The sequence below is a fragment of the Mesorhizobium sp. WSM4848 genome (genome assembly GCF_055811375.1).
Genome location: NZ_JBVVPX010000007.1, coordinates 43,785 through 59,954, shown reverse-complemented (window position 1 = coordinate 59,954; position 16,170 = coordinate 43,785). Strand labels below are relative to the sequence as shown.

Genomic DNA, 16,170 nt, shown 5'->3' with positions numbered 1-16,170 from the left:
CGGCCTGCTTCAGCGCACGATGCGCTCGGTCCACGCCTTTACCGCATCAGCGAGTGTCTTCAGATGATCGGCAGTGGAGAAGCCGGAGATGCTCTTGCGCGGCTTCAAATCGTGGTCGCCATCCTCCAGCCACCGCATTTCGATGGTGTCGGAAAGATCGTAGGTCGCGACCTCGTCCTTGGTGCCGAATTCGTCGCGTGTGCCCTGGAAGATCAATGTTGGCGTCTTTAGCGCGGCGAGATGTTTGGTGCGCAATTGGGTGGGCTTGGCCGGCGGATGGAAGGGGTAGCCGAGACAAAGCAGCCCCGAAATCTCGCCCTTCGAAAACATCTCGTCGGCGATCATCGAGGCGACGCGGCCGCCCATCGACTTGCCGCCGATGATGAGCGGCCCCTTCACGCCCTTCGCCCTGAGGTCGGCGATCGCCTTGACGTATTCCGGGTTCACCGTCTCGGCGCGCGGCGGCGGCTTGCGGTGGCCGTAGCGGCGGGCCGCCATGTAGTGGAACTCGAAGCGCGCGACGCGAAACCCGGCTTCGGCCAGCGCTTTTGCCGTGGCGGTCATCGAGGCAGAATCCATCGGCGCGCCGGCGCCATGGGCGAGAAGGATGGTGATGGGTGCGGTTTCGGGGCCGTCGAGAAGGAAGGTGGTCATGGGAACTCCAACGTTGACGACCCTTCTCCCCTTGTGGGAGGAGGTGGCCGAGCGAAGCTCGGTCGGATGAGGGGTGTTGGACGGAACGCCAACGCCTCATTTCTTCCAGCACCCCTCATCCGTCTCGGCGCTAACGCGCCGATCCACCTTCTCCCACAAGGGGAGAAGGGAGCGCCATCGCCTCAGCCCGACATCCGCGCCAGCTGCAAATCGATGAACTGAATACCCTTGGCCGCCATGCGCGCCCATTCGGAGTTTTCGTCGAGCTCGAGATAGCGCGCCCAGTTTCGCCGCGCCTCGGCGAGGTTGCCGGCGTCGAACTCCAGCCTCGCCAGGTTGAACACCGCATCGGCATAATTGGCATCGAGCGCGATCGCCTTTTGCAGATGCCGTCGCGCCGAGGCGTCGCGGCCCTCATCGCTCATCAGCCCGGCCAGATTGAACCAGGCCTCGACAAAGCCCGGGTCACACTTGATGGCGCGGGCATAGTTGTGCGCCGCCTCGGCCGCGCGTCCAGCGGCGCGCAGGCAGTTGGCGCGGTTGAAGGCGGCGATGGCGTCGCTCGGGTCGATGGCCAGGCAGCGCTGGTAGAGTACCGCCGCCTGCTCGTGGTCTTCAGCCTCTTCCGCGGCTTCGGCATCAGCGAACAGTTCTTCCAGCGTGTCGTCATCGGGCGATCCCAAATCGAACAGCAACTGGCCGTCGAGTTCGCTCTGTCCGCCTTCGAGGTAGATCGCATTGGCACGACCATGCTGCGAGCCGACATTCAGCGACTTGGCGGTGAGCGAGGCGACCGGACCGGAGCGGTGCACCGAGCGCGCGATCGCCCCCCACGAGGCGCCGCCGGCGATCAGCCCGGCATATTTGCGGGCCAGGATCAAATCGCGAAACGAATAGGGTTCGCAATCATGCTCAAAGGCATCGAAAAGCGACAACAGGTCGAGGTCGGATGCGGCCAATCGCGATTGATCGAGAAGCGACTGCCGCGACAGGGCCGAGGCCTCCGGCGCCTTGATCAGCCCGAGCAGGCGCAAAAAACCGTTTTCGCTGATCAGCTTGCGCCCGGCCGCACGCTCGGCGGCGACGCGGCGCCCGATCTCGGCATCCCCGGCCTTGGCCAGAAGTGTGCGGCCGAACACGACATGGCTGGTGCGCCTGTTAACGCCGCGCCGCAACTGGCCCTGCTGGCGCTCGACTTCACGCGCCGCCAGCCTCAGCGGGAACGCCGCCAGCGCGCCGATGGCGCCGAAGACGCTGCCGGAAATTATACCAATGGGCGCTGTCACCCTTTGCTCTTGCCGACGGCCTTGAACAGATTGGCCTTGAGCGGATTTTCCTTGACCGCGCCGGCCCCGCCCTTGGCGGATTTCGTTGCCGGTTTCGCCGCTTCATCGGCCTTGCTCTTGCTCTTGGCCGGCGGTTTGGCCGATTGCGACAGGCTGGCCTTCAGCGCATCCATCAGATTGATCACGTTGCCTCGTTCGGGCGCGGCCGCAATGATCGGCTTGTGACCCTTGAGCTTCTCGCGGATCATCGCCATCAGCGCGATCTCATAGCGATCCTCATAGTTCTTCGGATCGAAGGTGGTTTCCTTCTGCTTGATCAGCGCTTCGGCGAGCTGCAGCATTTCGGGGTCGGGCTTGCCGGCCGGAATGTTGCCGAAATATTCAGCCGTGCCGCGCACTTCGTTCGGGTTCCTCAATGTGCAGACGAACATGCCGTTCTCGCGGGCGCCGATCGTCACCACGCGCTCGCGGCTGGACAGCACCAGCCGGGCGATCGCCAGCTTGCCGGATTTGCGCATGGCTTCGCGCAGCACGGCGAAAGTCTCCTCGGCCATCGCGCCATCGGGCGCCAGATAGTAGGGCGCGTCCTGATAGATGACGTCGACCGAATGCTCGTCGACAAAGGCCTCGATGTTCATGGTGTGGTTGGATTCGATGCGCACCGCCTCAAGGTCGGCATCATCGATGATGATGTACTGCTTGTCCTCGTATTCGTAGCCCTTGACCAGATCAGAGCGCTCGACCAGCCCGAGCTCGGGGTCGACCGGCTTCATGTTGATGCGGTTGTGGGTGTCCTTGTGCAGCTGGTTGAAGCTGATCCGCTCACTGGCACTCGTCGCCGGATACAGCCGGACCGGACAGCTGACGAGACTGAGCTTGAGGTAACCTTTCCAACTTGCCCTGGGCGCCATGAAAATCTCCTACGCGGCCGTGCACTGTCGAACGTTTCGCAGCGCTTCGTCCAAAGGACGAACGGCGCTGCGCAAAACCTACATCGCCCTCACAATACCGGCAAATCCCTAGCGAAATCTTCCATGTCGGCCCAGGGATCGCCGGAGGTGACCAGAAGGCCCGGCAGCGAAGAATAATTCAAATCTTCCGGAGCGTCGATGGATTCCAGATCGGACCAGCTCACCGGCGTCGAGGCCGGCAGGTTTGTGCGGGCGCGCAGCGAGTAGGGTGCCGCCGAAGTGTGGCCGCGCGCGTTGCGATGGTAGTCGATGAAGATACGCCGCTTGCGGTTGTCCTTGCCCATGGTGGTGGTGAAGGTGTCGGGCGCGGTGGCGGCCAACGCCGAGGAAATGGCGCTGGTCGCCTGGTGCAGCTTCTTCCAGTTCTGTTTTTGTGTCACCGGCACTGATATGTGGATGCCCTTGCCGCCCGATGTTTTGGCAAATGGCACCAGCCCCATCGCCTCCAGCTCGGCGCGGATATGCACCGCCGCCTCGACCACCTCGCGCCAGCTAACCCCCTCGCCCGGATCGAGGTCGAAGACGATCAGGTCCGGTCTGTCGAGCCGCGTGCGGTGGGTGCCCCAGGTGTGGAACTCGACGACGCCGAACTGCGCCAGCGCCAGATAGCCCTTGGCGTCCTCGACCGACAGGTAGGATTTGGTCTCGCCCTCGGAATTGGTCGCCTCGAAAGTCGCCACCGATTTCGGCATGCCGGTGAAGGCATGGCGCTGGAAGAAGCAGTCCTGCGGCTTGCCGGTCGGGCAGCGCACCAGCGACACCGGGCGGCCCAAAATGTGCGGCAGCATGAAGTCGCCGACCAGCGCGTAATAGACGGCGATATCGAGCTTGGTCGGTCCGGTTCTGCCGAACAGCCGCCGCGTCGGGTTGGTCACCCAGATCGTGGCGAGGTCGGCCTCGGCGATCAGCCGCTTGCGCTGGGCCGATACAGGCGTCGACAGGCCGACGTCGCGCAGCCCGCGGAACACGGCATGGCGCAGCGCATTATCGGTGGTCCGGTTGGCATAGTGGATATGGGCCGAAAGCAGCGGCCGCACCCAGTTCATCTCGCGCATGATCTCGCGTGGAACGCCTTCGGGTGCAGACGCGCCGGCGCGCAACGGCTCCAGCCGGGCCAGCAACTCGGTGGCGGTGGCGGCGTCGAAGCCGGTGCCGACCTTGCCGCGATAGTGCAGCTCGCCATCCTCGAATTCGCCGAGCCCGAGTGCGGCCAGCCCCTCGGCTGCAGCGGAGGTGGTGTAGCCGGCGATGACGAAATCGCCGGTCTTCAGCGCCTTGGTCTTGGTCCACGTCTTGGTGCGGCCGCTCTGGTAGATCGCCGTGGCGCGCTTGGAGACGATGCCTTCCAGCCCCATCTCGGAGGCCTGGTCGTAGAGCGCCTGGCCATCGCCTTCGACGTGGTCCGAGAACTGGATGGCGGAGTTGGCGCCCAGGCCGGACAGCAATTGCGACAGCAGCGCCTTGCGCCGGCCGAGCTGCGCTGTTCTCAGGTCCCAGCCGTCGAGATACAACAGGTCGAAGGCATAGAAGTGGAGCTTGTTGCCGGCGCCCTTGGCCAGCGCCTCCTGCAAAAGGGCAAAGCGGCTGATGCCCTTGGCGTCGAGCACAACGACCTCGCCGTCGATGATTGCATCGCGGCACGGCAGCGTGGCAAAGGCGAGCGGCAGGTCGCCATAGCGCCTGGTCCAGTCGAGGCCGGCGCGGGTGATCAATTTGACCGCGCCGTCGGCCAGATGCGCCATGGTGCGGTAGCCGTCGAATTTTATCTCGTGCAGCCAGATTTCGCGCGTTTTTTCGGCAGGGCTTTCGCCGCCCGGGGGCTTCGGAACCTGCGTGGCCAGCTGCGGCTCGATCCGGGAAGGCAGCGGCGCCTTGACCGCACCCGGCAGCGCACCGGGTTTCAATGCCACCGGTGTCGCAGGCCTTGCGGCAGGCTTCGGGGTTGCGACCAGTTCCTCGATGCGGCGGCCGGATTTGACGCTTTCCGGCCGGGCCTCCAGTATGTCGAGCCTGGCGTCGGCGGCGAGGTCGCGCTCCTTGAACAGCAGCCAGTTCTTTTTGCCCTCATCCTGGCCGGGCTTCGGTTTCAGCCTGGTCAGCATCCAGCCGCCATTCAGCTTCTCGCCGGCGAGACGAAATTTGAAGGAGCCGGTGCGCAGGCTCTTTTCGACATCGTCCATCGGCGCCCAGACGCCGGTGTCCCAGACGATCATCGGCCCGCCGCCATATTCGCCCTCGGGAATAACGCCTTCGAAGTCGATATATTCGAGCGGATGGTCCTCGGTCTCGACCGCCAGCCGCTTGTCGGCCGGATTGAGCGACGGGCCGCGAGGCACCGCCCAGCTCTTCAGCACATCGCCGACCTGCAGGCGAAGATCGTAATGGTCGGCAGTGGCCTGGTGCTTGTGGACGACGAAGCGATTGCCTTCGGCGGCAACCGGCCCGCCGGCGGGCTCCGGCGTCTTGCTGAATTCGCGCTTGGCGCGATAGGCCTTGAGTTTTGAAGGAGCTGGCATGGAGCTAGGCGGTGGTGGCGAACGAGCGAGCGTTCGCGCCTTCGACATACCAAGGCGGAGCGAACGCGAAGCGAAGTGCGGGCCCTGGGTCCCATGCCGTGACATCGGCCGAAGAATGCAGCGGTCCAGAACCGATCACCCTCCGTCGAGTTTCTTCACACCCCCCTCTGTCCTGCCGGACATCTCCCCCGCAAGGGGGGAGATTGGATGTCACGAATGCTTTCGCCAACCTCCGACGTTGCCAAGAGGGTGGCCACAGTGACACTGCCGATCTCCCCCCTTGCGGGGGAGATGGCCGGCAGGCCAGAGGGGGGTACTGTCCCGCCTGCGCCCCGAAATATTCCTGGGATGACGAAGGGATGAACGTCACACTCAATCGTCGGTGGCCGGCGTCAGTTCGAGCTCGGCCGGCGACAGACCCTGCTGGAGCTGGCTCAGCCGGAATTCGTCGACCCAATAGGCCTCACCGTCGACGAGGACACGCGCCTTGTAGGCGCCGGCGGAAAAGCTTTGCGCGGTGATGTAGACCTTGTGGCGGTCGAGCGCCTTGCGCACCGCAGCGCGCTTGAAATTCTGGCTGGTGGCGGAACTGGCCATGGACTGCTCATACACACGCCGCCGCAGGACATAGCGGCTGGCATAAGGATGGCCGAGAGCGGGTGTTCTGTCAATTTCCCGGGCACTGGGCAACACTGGGCAAGGCGCTTAGCGGAAAAGCTCACGCGATCGTGCGATCAGCCTCGCCCGAGCGACTGTGGAAACCGAGCGCGCGCTCTATATGGTCCTGACGCCCACGAACCCTGACGCTTATCCGGAGATCTCATCCATGACCTTGAGCACACGCAAGCTGGGCAGCCAAGGGCTGCAGGTATCGGTGATCGGCCTCGGCTGCATGGGCATGAGCCAGTCCTACGGCCCGGCCGACGAGTCGGAATCGATTGCCACACTGCACCGCGCCATCGAGCTCGGCTGCACCTTCTTCGATACGGCGGAAGTCTATGGCCCGCACACCAACGAGGAACTGCTCGGCCGCGCCCTTAAGGGCCGGCGTGACGAAGTGACGATCGCCACCAAATTCGGCTTCCGTATCGAAAACGGCAAGCAGATCGGCACCGACCGCGACAGCCGGCCCGAGCATATCCGCGAGGCGGTCGAAGGCTCGCTCAGCCGGCTCGCCACCGACCATATCGACCTGCTCTACCAGCACCGCGTCGACCCGGCGGTGCCGATCGAGGATGTGGCGGGTGCTGTGAGCAATCTAATCGCTGAAGGCAAGGTGCACTTCTTCGGCCTGTCGGAGGCGGGTGCGGCCAACATCCGCCGGGCGCATGCCGTGCATCCGGTGTCGGCGGTGCAGAGCGAATATTCGCTGTGGGAACGCAATCTGGAACCGGAACTCATCCCGTTGCTCAGCGAACTCGGCATCGGCCTGGTGCCGTTCGCGCCGCTTGGCCGCGGTTTTCTCACCGGCGACGTCAAGCGCGCCGAGGACTATCCGGAAGGCGACTTCCGGCGCGGCGACCCGCGCTACCAGGGCGCCAACTACGACGCCAATGTGCAGGCGGCCGGGATTGTCCGCGACATCGCCACGGCCAAGGGCGTCAAGCCGGGCCAGATCGGGCTGGCCTGGCTGCTGCACAAGGGCAGCGATTTCGGGCTCGACATCGTGCCGATCCCCGGCACCAAGCGTCGAAAATACCTCGAGGAGAATGTCGCCGCCGCCGCGATCGAGCTCGACGCCGCCGCAACGCAGGCGCTCGATGACGCGCTGGCGCCGGGCAAGGTCGCGGGTGAGCGCTACAACGAACGCGTCATGGTGACCATCGACCGGTAGGTGGCGTCTACTGCAGCTTCGCCAGCTCGGCAGCGTTGCGGATGGCAAGCAAGGCGTCCCGGTTGGTCACCGGATAGCCTGCGATGAAGCGTTCGGCCGAAAAGCCTGGAAATTCGGCTCTCAAGCGGGCCGCGGCGCGCGCCGCCTCGCCGGTCTCGCCCATGGCCGCATGCGAAAGTGCCAGGAACATCAGCACGTCCGGCGACTCCGGTGAACTCCTGCCGAGCGCCGCGATAGCTTCCCGATGCCTGCCGGCGGCAAACAGGATGCGGCCTTGCATGCCGAAATACCAGGGCGGGGCCAATGGATTGAGGCGCATGGCGCGCTCGATGAGCGGGATCGCCTCGGCCGGATCGCCGGCGACAAGCGCCTTGCTGCCGGCCAGCAGCGCCAGTATGCCGGCGTGATTGGAGCCGTATTCGAAGGCGCGCCGATGCGCGCGCTCCGCTCCTTCGAGATCACCAAGACATGCCCTGACATTGCCAAGGCATGCGAGAGCGCAGCTGTCCGTCGGGTCGAGGCGCAAGGCGTTTTCGGCCGTGATCCGCCAGTTCTCGATCGACGTCAGTACGTCGTCGCCAAAGCCATTGCAGGCCTCGACCGAATAGGCGTAGGCGAGTTCGGCCCAGCAGTTGGCGAAAGCAGGATCAAGCTCCAGCGCGCGCGAAAACAGGCGGATCGCCTCGGCATTGCCGGCGCGGCTGAACGTGGTGTGCTGTTCGAGGGCAAGCAGATAAAAATCATAGGCCCGCAAGTTGGCCGGCGGCTTGCGGCGAGCCGCATTGCGGCCGACCGTGGCGAGCGTTCCATAACTGCCGGCGAACACGTTGATGATGCTTTCGGTCAGGCTGTCCTGCAGCGCGAAAATGTCCTCGACCGGGCGGTCGTAACGCTCCCTCCACAGGCTGACGCCGTTGCCGGCGTCGGCAAGCTCCATCGTCAAGCGAATCCTCTGGTCGTCCGCACGCAACTGGCCCGACATGAAATAGGTGACGCCGAGCGCCTTGCCGTCCGCCGCGAAATCGGCCGGCTTGCTGCCCAGCGATTTCATCGTGTGGAAGGCGACGACAGGCAAACCCGCGTATCGCGCCAGGTCGATGGTGATGTCCGACGACAGGCCGTCGGCAAAGCGGCGCCAGCGCTCTTCGGAATTCAGGCATTCGATCGGAAATATGGCGAGCACCGGCGGAGCGTCCGGCAGGGATGACAGCCCGTCCGGCCGAGCGCCGGAAGCGCCGGCAAAATACGCCGCGAGCCCGATCTTGGTATGCACGCCAAGTTTTTCGTAGATGGCCGCAAGGTGGGTGCGAACAGTGGTTGGGGCAATGAAAAGTGCATTGCCGATTTCGCGATAGGTCATGCCGGTTGCGAATTTTTCCGCGACCGCGCGCTCGCGACCCGACAAGGCATCGAGCGTCTGCGCTTTCGAAGCGTCATTGACCGTCATGGTGGAACCCGTCCCAGGACAGAATACTACAAATGCAGGAGGCCGAATACTGCATCTGCCCGATTCCGCCGCAGGCGCACAAATTGCAAGCTCGTTTGCCGCAACAAGCTGCAATCCGGGGGAGCTTTCCATGCGTCCTGTTTCGATAATGCTGGCATGCACGATCTTGAGTTTTTCCGCCGCCCAGTCGCCCTCGTTCGCAAGAGGATGCAGGCAGGTGCTGGAATCGGATGTGAAAATCACGAGCATGCGCCTCTATGCCGACATCCTGGCCAATGCCGCCCGCAACGGCTGGGACTACACGCCTGAATCGATCGTCAGCGGCTCAAAGCGGCATTTCGAGGAGATGAAGCTCCAGTTGAACGACGCCGGCTATGAGATCATGCCCGTCGGCGTCCGCCTGTATTGCAAGCGGTGGGACAAGCTCGCCGCCCGCTAGCAACCAGCGATCCGCCCTTTGCGGCGCAAGCTTTGCCGAGACATCGATATGTCGAAGGTGCAGGCCAACTGTCTGCTTCTGCTTGCCGCTGCCTTTTGGGGCTTCGGCAATATTGCGCAGAAGACTGTGCTGGATCATCTCGATCCGCTCAGCGCCGTGGGCATGCGCTGCCTGATCGCGGGGCTCATGGTGGCGCCGCTGACGGTACTCGAATGGAGAAGGAAATTCGGGCCTGGCTACTGGATGAGCCTCGCCAAAGTCAGCGTTCTGTTTTCGATTTCCATCATCATCCAGCAGGTCTCCTATCTAGACACCTCGGTTACCAATGCCAGCTTCCTGGTGAGCACGGCAACGGTGATGACGCCGCTTGCGGCCTGGTTGCTGATTGGCGAGCGCCCGACTGCTGTCGGCGGGCTTGCGGCCGCCATGACAGTGGTCGGTGTCCTGCTGCTGTCCGGAGGCTTGACCGCCAGCTCCAGCCAGGGCGATCTCGCTGCGATACTTTCGGCCGCATGCTACGCGCTTTGGATGGTGGAGCTTGGCCGCCACGTGCAGACCCACGGCGCGCCGGTTGCGGCGGCTGCCGCGCAATTTTTCGGCGCCGCCGTGCTCACCCTGCCGCTCGGCGCCCTCCAGGGTAATCTGTCGCTGGCCGCCATCAGCGATGCCGCCCCGGAACTCGCCGTGCTCGGCATCTTCTCGACCGGGGCCGCCTTCGGCATCCAGACCGTCGCTCAACGCTTCACATCCGCCAGCCATGCCGCGGTGATCGTCAGCGCGGAGAGCGTGTTCGGAGCGATTGGCGCTGCCATATTTCTGGGCGAGCGGCTGTCACCGACCGGAGCAGTCGGTGCTGCGGTCGTATTTGGATCAATCACCTTGCTGTCGCTGACAACCGACAAAATCAGCAAGCCGGCGGTGGCAGACTGAGAGATCATTCCCGGGGCAGTCCGGCGAACCCCGCGAAGCCGCCAAGGAACAAGCCGGGGACCCGACCGGAACCGAATCCCGCCCGTTCTTGCGCAAATCTCCGGCCTTGGCTAGCATCCGCCCGCCGGCGCCGAGCGGAGGAGAACGTCGCGGTGGACCGGCTGGAGCGCCGTTGCGTCCCCTTGGGCGCTCAAAGGACACTCCATTTCTGGATCGACGCAGGAACCTCCGGAAAACCGGAACCGGTTTTCGGGTTCATGCGCTCATGTGGGAGGAGACTAAATTGATCAACAGACGTGAATTCCTGCTGTCGTCCGTGGCGATGGGCACATTGGCCCTGGCCGCTCCGCAACTGGCGGTCGCCCAGGACAAGCTGACCATCCTTGGTTCGGTACCGAGCCTCGGCTTTCCGTTCTTCGTGCACATGCTGAACCAGATCAAGGCGGAAGCTCAGGCGCAGGGCGTCAACCTTGTCGAAAGCGACGGCCAGAACTCGGCGCCCAAGCAGACCGCCGATATCGAGGCAGCGCTCGTGCAGAAAGTCAACGCCATCGTCATCTCGCCACTCGACGTCAACGCGCTGGCCCCGGCCATCGAGCAAGCGATCCAGGCCGGCGTCCCCGTCGTCACCATCGACCGCCGCGTCGACGGGGTCGAAGGCATCCTCGCCCATGTCGGCGCCGACAACGTCAAGGGCGGCGAGGCCGAAGCGCAGGCCATGGTGGCGGCTTTCCCGAACGGCGCCAAGATCTTCCATCTGCAGGGCCAGCCAGGTGCCGGGCCCGCGATCGACCGCAACAAGGGCGTGCACAACGTCCTCGACCCGATGAAGGACAAGTACCAGATCATCTTCGAGCAGACCGCCAATTTCGCCCGCGCCGAGGCGCTCTCCGTCACCGAGGCCGGCCTTGCCGCCAACGGCAAGCCCGACGCGATCATCTGCGCCAATGACGACATGGCGCTGGGCGCGGTCGAAGCCTGCGCAGCGCGCAACTTCACCGACGTCAAGATCTACGGCTTCGATGCGCTTCCCGAAGCGCTGGTCGCCGTGCGCGACGGCAAGCTGGCCGGCACCGTCGAACAGTTCCCCGGCGAGCAGTCGCGCACCGCGGTGCAGATCGCCGTCGCCTATGCCAGGGACAAGACCGAGCCCAAGGAAAAGCTCGTGCTGCTGACGCCGATCGTCATCGGCAAGGACAATCTCGACAAGGCGGAAAGGCTGGGCGAGACCAAGTAGGCGGGCCTAGGGCGCGCGGTGGCAAAAGTAGCGTTCTGTCGCGCCCCCCTCTGTCCTGCCGGACATCTCCCCCACTTGGGGGGAGATTGGCAGCTTCGACGCCGGCTCTCCCTCTGCAACGTTGGTGATTGGCGAAACCAGTGATGAAGGCGCAATCTCACCCCTTGTGGGGGAGATGTCCGGCAGGACAGAGGGGGGCGCTGTCCCGCGGCCAATCGCAATCAGGGAGAAACCTTTGCCCACAGCTGAAGCCATCGCGCCATCTCCCCCCCTCCTCGCCGTCGAAGGCGTGACCAAGCGCTTTGCCGGCGTCACCGCGCTCAGCGATGTCTCGCTCGAGGTTCGGCCCGGCGAAATCCTCGGCCTGCTCGGCGAGAACGGCGCCGGCAAGTCGACGCTGCTCAAGATCCTGTCCGGCGTGATGCCGCCCTCCAGCGGCCGCATCGTCTTCGACGGCGTCGAATTCAATCCGCACAATCCGCAGGACGCCAAGCGCCTCGGCATCGTCACCATCTACCAGGAATTGAGCCTGATCCCGACGCTGACCGTGGCGGAGAACATTTTTATCGGCCGCGCGCCGCTCGGGCGCTTCGGCCTGGTCAGCTGGCGGAAGATGGAGAAGGACTCGCGCGCGATCATCGCCCGCGTCGGCCTGGACCTCGACCCGGCGACGCCGGTGTCGGCGCTGTCGGTAGCCGAGCAGCAACTGGTCGAGATCGCCCGCGCGCTGTCGCTGAAGAGCCGTCTCATCATCATGGACGAGCCGACCTCGGCGCTGACCGAAACCGAAGTGCAAAAACTGATGTCGATCATGGGCCGGCTGCGCAAGGACGGCGTCGCCATCATGTTCGTCACCCACCGGCTGGAAGAGGCCTCTGCGATCTGCGACCGCATGACGGTGCTGCGCGACGGCAGGCTGGCCGGCCATCTCGACCGCGATGGCGGGCCGATCAAGCTGCCGAAAATCATCGAAAAAATGGTCGGCCGCGCCGCGTCCGAGCTCTATGCCAGGCCGACGCTGCGCGACGTCGCCGGCGACGTCAGGCTATCCGTGCGCGGCCTGCGCACAGTGCGCGACCCGCAGGCGCCGCACGCCATCGTGCTCGAAGGCGTCGATCTCGACCTCAAGGCGGGCGAGATCCTCGGCGTCGCCGGCCTCGTCGGCTCCGGCCGCACCGAGCTGGCCCGCGCCATCTTCGGCGCCGACCGCATCGCCGCCGGCACCATCACCCTCGACGGCAAGACGATCGCGCCTGAAACACCCGCCGACGCCATCGCGCTCGGCATCGGCCTGGTTCCGGAAGACCGCAAGCATCAGGCGATCTTCGCCGCGCTCGGCATCCTCACCAACTTTTCCGTCGCCGCACTCGGCCGCTACTCCAACGCTCTCGGCTTCATGGCCGAGCGCCGCGAGCGCGAGGCTCTGGCCAGCTACAGAAAAACGCTGTCGATCCGCATGGCCTCGCCCGAGCAGCCTATCGAGGGGCTGTCCGGCGGCAACCAGCAGAAGGTCATCCTCGCCCGCTGGCTGGCGCGCGACCCCAAGGTGCTGATCGTCGACGAACCGACACGCGGCGTCGATGTCGGCGCCAAGGCGGAGGTGCACCAGATCCTGGTGCAGCTCGCCGGGCGCGGCATCGCCATCATGATGATCTCGTCGGAATTGCCCGAAGTGCTTGCGGTGTCGGACAGGATCGTCACCATGCGGCGCGGCCGCATCACCGGCGAGATGCCAGGCATCGAGGCGACCGAGGAAAAACTGATGGAACTGATGGCGCTCGATCAAACGCAGGAAGCGACGCAATGACCAGCACGACCGAACAGAGCGAGCGCAGCGGCATCAATATCGCGCGCCTGCTGATGAGTTTTGGCCCGCTGATGTTCCTGGCGCTGCTGATCGTCGTCTTTACCGTGCTGAAGCCGAGCTTCATCGACCCCATCAACATCTTCAACATCATGCGGCAAATCTCGATCACCGGGCTGATCGCGCTCGGCATGACCTTCGTCATCCTCACTGCCGGCATCGACCTGTCGGTCGGTTCGCTGCTGGCCTTCTGCGGCATGGTCGCGGCGGTAGTGGCCAAGGGCGGCACCGCCAACACACTGTCGCTGTCGACGTCCGGCGCACAAGGCTATGGCTGGTTCGCCGCCCTTCTGGCCGCCGTCGTCGTCGGCGCCCTGGCCGGCGGCGTCCAGGGCTTTGCCATCACCCGGCTGAAAGTGCCGCCCTTCGTCGTCACGCTTGGCGGCCTCACCGTCTTTCGCGGCCTGACGCTGACGATCTCCAACGGCGGCCCGATCTCCGGCTTCGACGCTTCGATGCGCTGGTTCGGCACCGGCCTGATCGGCCCGGTCCCGGTGCCGGCGATCATCTTCGCGGCGGCAGCGATCCTCTGCCACATCGTCTTGCGCTACACGCGCTACGGTCGCGCCGTCTACGCCGTCGGCGGCAATGCCGAGGCGGCGCGGCTCTCCGGCCTGCGCGTCGACCGCATCCTGATCTCGGTCTACATCATCGTCGGCTTCTTCGCCGGCCTTGCCGCTTTCGTGCTGTCGGCCAGGCTCAATTCCTCGGAAGCCGTCGCCGGCATCGGCTACGAGCTGACCGTGATCTCGGCGGTGGTCATCGGCGGCACCTCGCTGTTCGGCGGCATCGGCTCGGTCGGCGGCACGGTGGTGGGTGCAGCACTGATCGGCGTGCTGCAGAACGGGCTGCAGTTCAACAACGTCTCGTCCTACACGCAAAGCATCGTCATCGGCCTGATCCTGATCCTCGCCGTGGCCTTCGACCGCTGGCTGAAATCGCGGGTAAGGCGGTGAAGCTGCCAATCTTCCCCCTTGTGGGGGAGATGCCCGGCAGGGCAGAGGGGGGCGCCGTAGAGCGCCGACCTCTATAGTTTTCCAACATTGCAAATTTTCCCAACATAGCGGGAGATACTGACGATGCCGCACACGCCATTGCCTTCAAAGCGCCTGCAACGGGACGGCTGGATCGTCCTGCGCTTCTGGAATGACGACGTCATTCGCGATATTGACAATGTCTGCCAGCACATTCTCGTCGAGTCTGGCTGGCACACCCTAGGGGGTGGTAGGCGAACATGGCGGCATGGCCGGCGCTCTACGGCGCCCCCCTCTGTCCTGCCGGACATCTCCCCCACGAGGGGGGAGATTGGCTGTCATCACTGCGTCAGTAGTCCATGCCGCCACCGCCGGGCATTGCCGGTGCGGCAGCTTCTTTCTTCGGCTTCTCGGCCACCATCGCCTCGGTGGTGACGAGCAGGCCGGCGACCGACGCAGCGTCCTGGAGAGCGGCGCGCACCACCTTGGCCGGGTCGATCACGCCTTGCGCGTAGAGATCACCGAACTCATTGGTCTGGGCGTTCCAGCCATAGCCGAATTCGGTCTTCTCGCGCAGCTTGCCGACGATGATCGAACCTTCCGCACCGGCATTCTCGGCGATCTGGCGCACCGGCTGTTCGACGGCGCGACGGACGATCTCGACGCCGGTCTTCTGGTCGGGATTGTCGACGGCGACATTGTCGAGCGCCTTCGCCGCCCTGAGCAGCGCCACGCCGCCGCCGGGCAGTATGCCTTCCTCGACCGCAGCGCGGGTGGCGTGCATGGCGTCGTCGACGCGGTCCTTGCGCTCCTTGACCTCGACCTCGGTCGAGCCGCCGACGCGGATGACGGCGACGCCGCCGGCGAGCTTGGCCAGCCGCTCCTGCAGCTTCTCGCGGTCATAGTCGGAGGTGGTCTCCTCGATCTGCGCCTTGATCTGGGTGATGCGGCCCTGGATCTCGTCCTTGCGGCCGGCGCCGTCGACGATGGTTGTATTCTCCTTCTCGATCAGCACCTTCTTGGCTCGGCCGAGCATCTCCAGCGTGACGTTCTCGAGCTTGATGCCGAGATCCTCGCTGATTGCCGTGCCGCCGGTCAGGATGGCAATGTCTTCCAGCATCGCCTTGCGGCGATCACCAAAACCCGGCGCCTTGACGGCTGCAACCTTCAGGCCGCCGCGCAGCTTGTTGACGACCAGCGTCGCCAGCGCCTCGCCTTCGACATCCTCGGCGATGATCAGCAGCGGCTTGCTCGATTGCACTGCGGCTTCGAGCACCGGCAGCATGGCCTGCAGGTTGGACAGCTTCTTCTCGTGGATCAGCACATAGGGCTCTTCGAGCTCGACGCGCATCTTGTCCTGGTTGGTGATGAAATAGGGACTGAGATAGCCGCGGTCGAACTGCATGCCCTCGACCACTTCCAGTTCGGTCTCGGCGGTCTTGGCCTCCTCGACTGTGATGACGCCCTCATTGCCGACCTTTTCCATCGCTTCGGCGAGGAAGCGGCCGATCTCGGCATCGCCATTGGCCGAGATGGCGCCGACCTGGGCGATCTCGTCGTTCCTGGTCACCTTGCGGGCATTGGACTTGAGTTCGGCGACGATGGCGTCGACCGCCTTGTCGATGCCGCGCTTCAGGTCCATCGGGTTCATGCCGGCGGCAACCGCCTTGGCGCCTTCCTGGACGATCGACTGCGCCAGAACGGTCGCGGTCGTGGTGCCGTCGCCGGCGATGTCGCTGGTCTTCGAAGCGACTTCGCGGACCATCTGCGCGCCCATGTTCTCGAACTTGTCCTCTAGCTCGATTTCCTTGGCGACGGTGACGCCGTCCTTGGTGATGCGCGGGGCGCCGAACGACTTGTCGAGGACGACATTGCGGCCCTTGGGACCGAGCGTCACCTTCACCGCGTCGGCGAGGATGTTGACACCGCGCAACATCTTCTCGCGGGCTTCGGTATGGAATTTCACATCCTTGGCAGCCATTGGATAACTCCTTCAAATAGGCAGCTTACGTTGACTG

The 16,170-nt window shown here is 64.6% G+C and carries 13 protein-coding genes and 1 pseudogene; 7 read left to right on the top strand and 7 right to left on the bottom strand.

The window, feature by feature from the left end:
• Positions 1 to 9 precede the first annotated feature (9 nt).
• From AC0L16_RS09425 to AC0L16_RS09405, 5 genes are all read right to left on the bottom strand, one after another.
• A complete protein-coding gene (locus tag AC0L16_RS09425) occupies positions 10 to 654 on the bottom strand; it encodes an alpha/beta hydrolase family protein (RefSeq protein ID WP_473620358.1) in 645 nt (214 codons plus the stop codon).
• A gap of 182 nt (positions 655 to 836) precedes the next feature.
• Entirely contained in the window at positions 837 to 1,940 is a 1,104-nt protein-coding gene (locus AC0L16_RS09420; protein ID WP_473620356.1) for a tetratricopeptide repeat protein, read from the bottom strand.
• Entirely contained in the window at positions 1,937 to 2,851 is a 915-nt protein-coding gene (ku, locus tag AC0L16_RS09415) for a non-homologous end joining protein Ku (protein WP_473620355.1), read from the bottom strand. Before ku ends, AC0L16_RS09420 begins: the two co-directional genes overlap by 4 nt.
• 89 nt (positions 2,852 to 2,940) lie before the next feature.
• Positions 2,941 to 5,427, bottom strand: a complete 2,487-nt coding sequence (gene ligD, locus AC0L16_RS09410; RefSeq protein WP_473620354.1) for a DNA ligase D — start codon at positions 5,425 to 5,427, stop codon at positions 2,941 to 2,943.
• Between the two features lie 372 nt (positions 5,428 to 5,799).
• Positions 5,800 to 6,024: a hypothetical protein gene (locus tag AC0L16_RS09405; protein ID WP_473620352.1), complete on the bottom strand. Its 225-nt coding sequence runs from the start codon at positions 6,022 to 6,024 to the stop codon at positions 5,800 to 5,802.
• Between the two features lie 229 nt (positions 6,025 to 6,253).
• Here AC0L16_RS09405 and AC0L16_RS09400 point away from each other — a divergent pair, with 229 nt between their 5' ends.
• Positions 6,254 to 7,261 (top strand): aldo/keto reductase, encoded by a 1,008-nt coding sequence (locus AC0L16_RS09400; RefSeq protein WP_473620351.1) that lies wholly within the window; start codon positions 6,254 to 6,256, stop codon positions 7,259 to 7,261.
• Between the two features lie 7 nt (positions 7,262 to 7,268).
• On the opposite strand, the gene AC0L16_RS09395 is transcribed toward AC0L16_RS09400, so the two are convergent.
• On the bottom strand, positions 7,269 to 8,708 hold the full coding sequence (locus tag AC0L16_RS09395) for a LuxR C-terminal-related transcriptional regulator (protein ID WP_473620349.1): 1,440 nt from the start codon (positions 8,706 to 8,708) through the stop codon (positions 7,269 to 7,271).
• A 232-nt stretch (positions 8,709 to 8,940) separates the two neighbouring features.
• On the opposite strand from AC0L16_RS09395, the gene AC0L16_RS09390 reads away from it, so the two are divergent.
• The 6 genes and pseudogenes from AC0L16_RS09390 to AC0L16_RS09365 all read left to right on the top strand — a co-directional run.
• Positions 8,941 to 9,147, top strand: coding sequence for a hypothetical protein (locus AC0L16_RS09390; protein WP_128171069.1), 207 nt, complete (start codon positions 8,941 to 8,943; stop codon positions 9,145 to 9,147).
• A 48-nt stretch (positions 9,148 to 9,195) separates the two neighbouring features.
• Entirely contained in the window at positions 9,196 to 10,077 is an 882-nt protein-coding gene (locus AC0L16_RS09385) for a DMT family transporter (RefSeq protein WP_473620347.1), read from the top strand.
• Positions 10,078 to 10,363: 286 nt separating this feature from the next.
• Complete coding sequence (locus tag AC0L16_RS09380; protein WP_473620555.1) at positions 10,364 to 11,314, top strand: substrate-binding domain-containing protein; 951 nt, start codon at positions 10,364 to 10,366, stop codon at positions 11,312 to 11,314.
• Between the two features lie 235 nt (positions 11,315 to 11,549).
• Entirely contained in the window at positions 11,550 to 13,121 is a 1,572-nt protein-coding gene (locus tag AC0L16_RS09375) for a sugar ABC transporter ATP-binding protein (protein ID WP_473620345.1), read from the top strand.
• On the top strand, positions 13,118 to 14,134 hold the full coding sequence (locus tag AC0L16_RS09370) for an ABC transporter permease (protein WP_473620344.1): 1,017 nt from the start codon (positions 13,118 to 13,120) through the stop codon (positions 14,132 to 14,134). The genes AC0L16_RS09375 and AC0L16_RS09370 overlap by 4 nt, the downstream gene beginning before the upstream one ends.
• Before the next feature lie 147 nt (positions 14,135 to 14,281).
• Positions 14,282 to 14,383 (top strand): annotated as a pseudogene (locus tag AC0L16_RS09365) (DUF559 domain-containing protein); the annotation flags it as partial.
• Between the two features lie 118 nt (positions 14,384 to 14,501).
• Here the strand turns inward: AC0L16_RS09365 and groL are convergent.
• Positions 14,502 to 16,133, bottom strand: a complete 1,632-nt coding sequence (groL, locus tag AC0L16_RS09360) for a chaperonin GroEL (protein ID WP_473620342.1) — start codon at positions 16,131 to 16,133, stop codon at positions 14,502 to 14,504.
• Between the last annotated feature and the right edge of the window lie 37 nt (positions 16,134 to 16,170).

Excerpts from the sequence above, each read along its gene's own strand:
- ku (WP_473620355.1), bottom strand. The coding sequence starts at position 2,851 with ATGGCGCCCAGGGCAAGTTGGAAAGGTTACCTCAAGCTCAGTCTCGTC.
- ligD (WP_473620354.1), bottom strand. The coding sequence starts at position 5,427 with ATGCCAGCTCCTTCAAAACTCAAGGCCTATCGCGCCAAGCGCGAATTC.
- AC0L16_RS09405 (WP_473620352.1), bottom strand. The coding sequence starts at position 6,024 with ATGGCCAGTTCCGCCACCAGCCAGAATTTCAAGCGCGCTGCGGTGCGC.
- AC0L16_RS09395 (WP_473620349.1), bottom strand. The coding sequence starts at position 8,708 with ATGACGGTCAATGACGCTTCGAAAGCGCAGACGCTCGATGCCTTGTCG.
- groL (WP_473620342.1), bottom strand. The coding sequence starts at position 16,133 with ATGGCTGCCAAGGATGTGAAATTCCATACCGAAGCCCGCGAGAAGATG.
- AC0L16_RS09370 (WP_473620344.1), top strand. The coding sequence starts at position 13,118 with ATGACCAGCACGACCGAACAGAGCGAGCGCAGCGGCATCAATATCGCG.
- AC0L16_RS09425 (WP_473620358.1), bottom strand. The coding sequence starts at position 654 with ATGACCACCTTCCTTCTCGACGGCCCCGAAACCGCACCCATCACCATC.
- AC0L16_RS09400 (WP_473620351.1), top strand. The coding sequence starts at position 6,254 with ATGACCTTGAGCACACGCAAGCTGGGCAGCCAAGGGCTGCAGGTATCG.
- AC0L16_RS09385 (WP_473620347.1), top strand. The coding sequence starts at position 9,196 with ATGTCGAAGGTGCAGGCCAACTGTCTGCTTCTGCTTGCCGCTGCCTTT.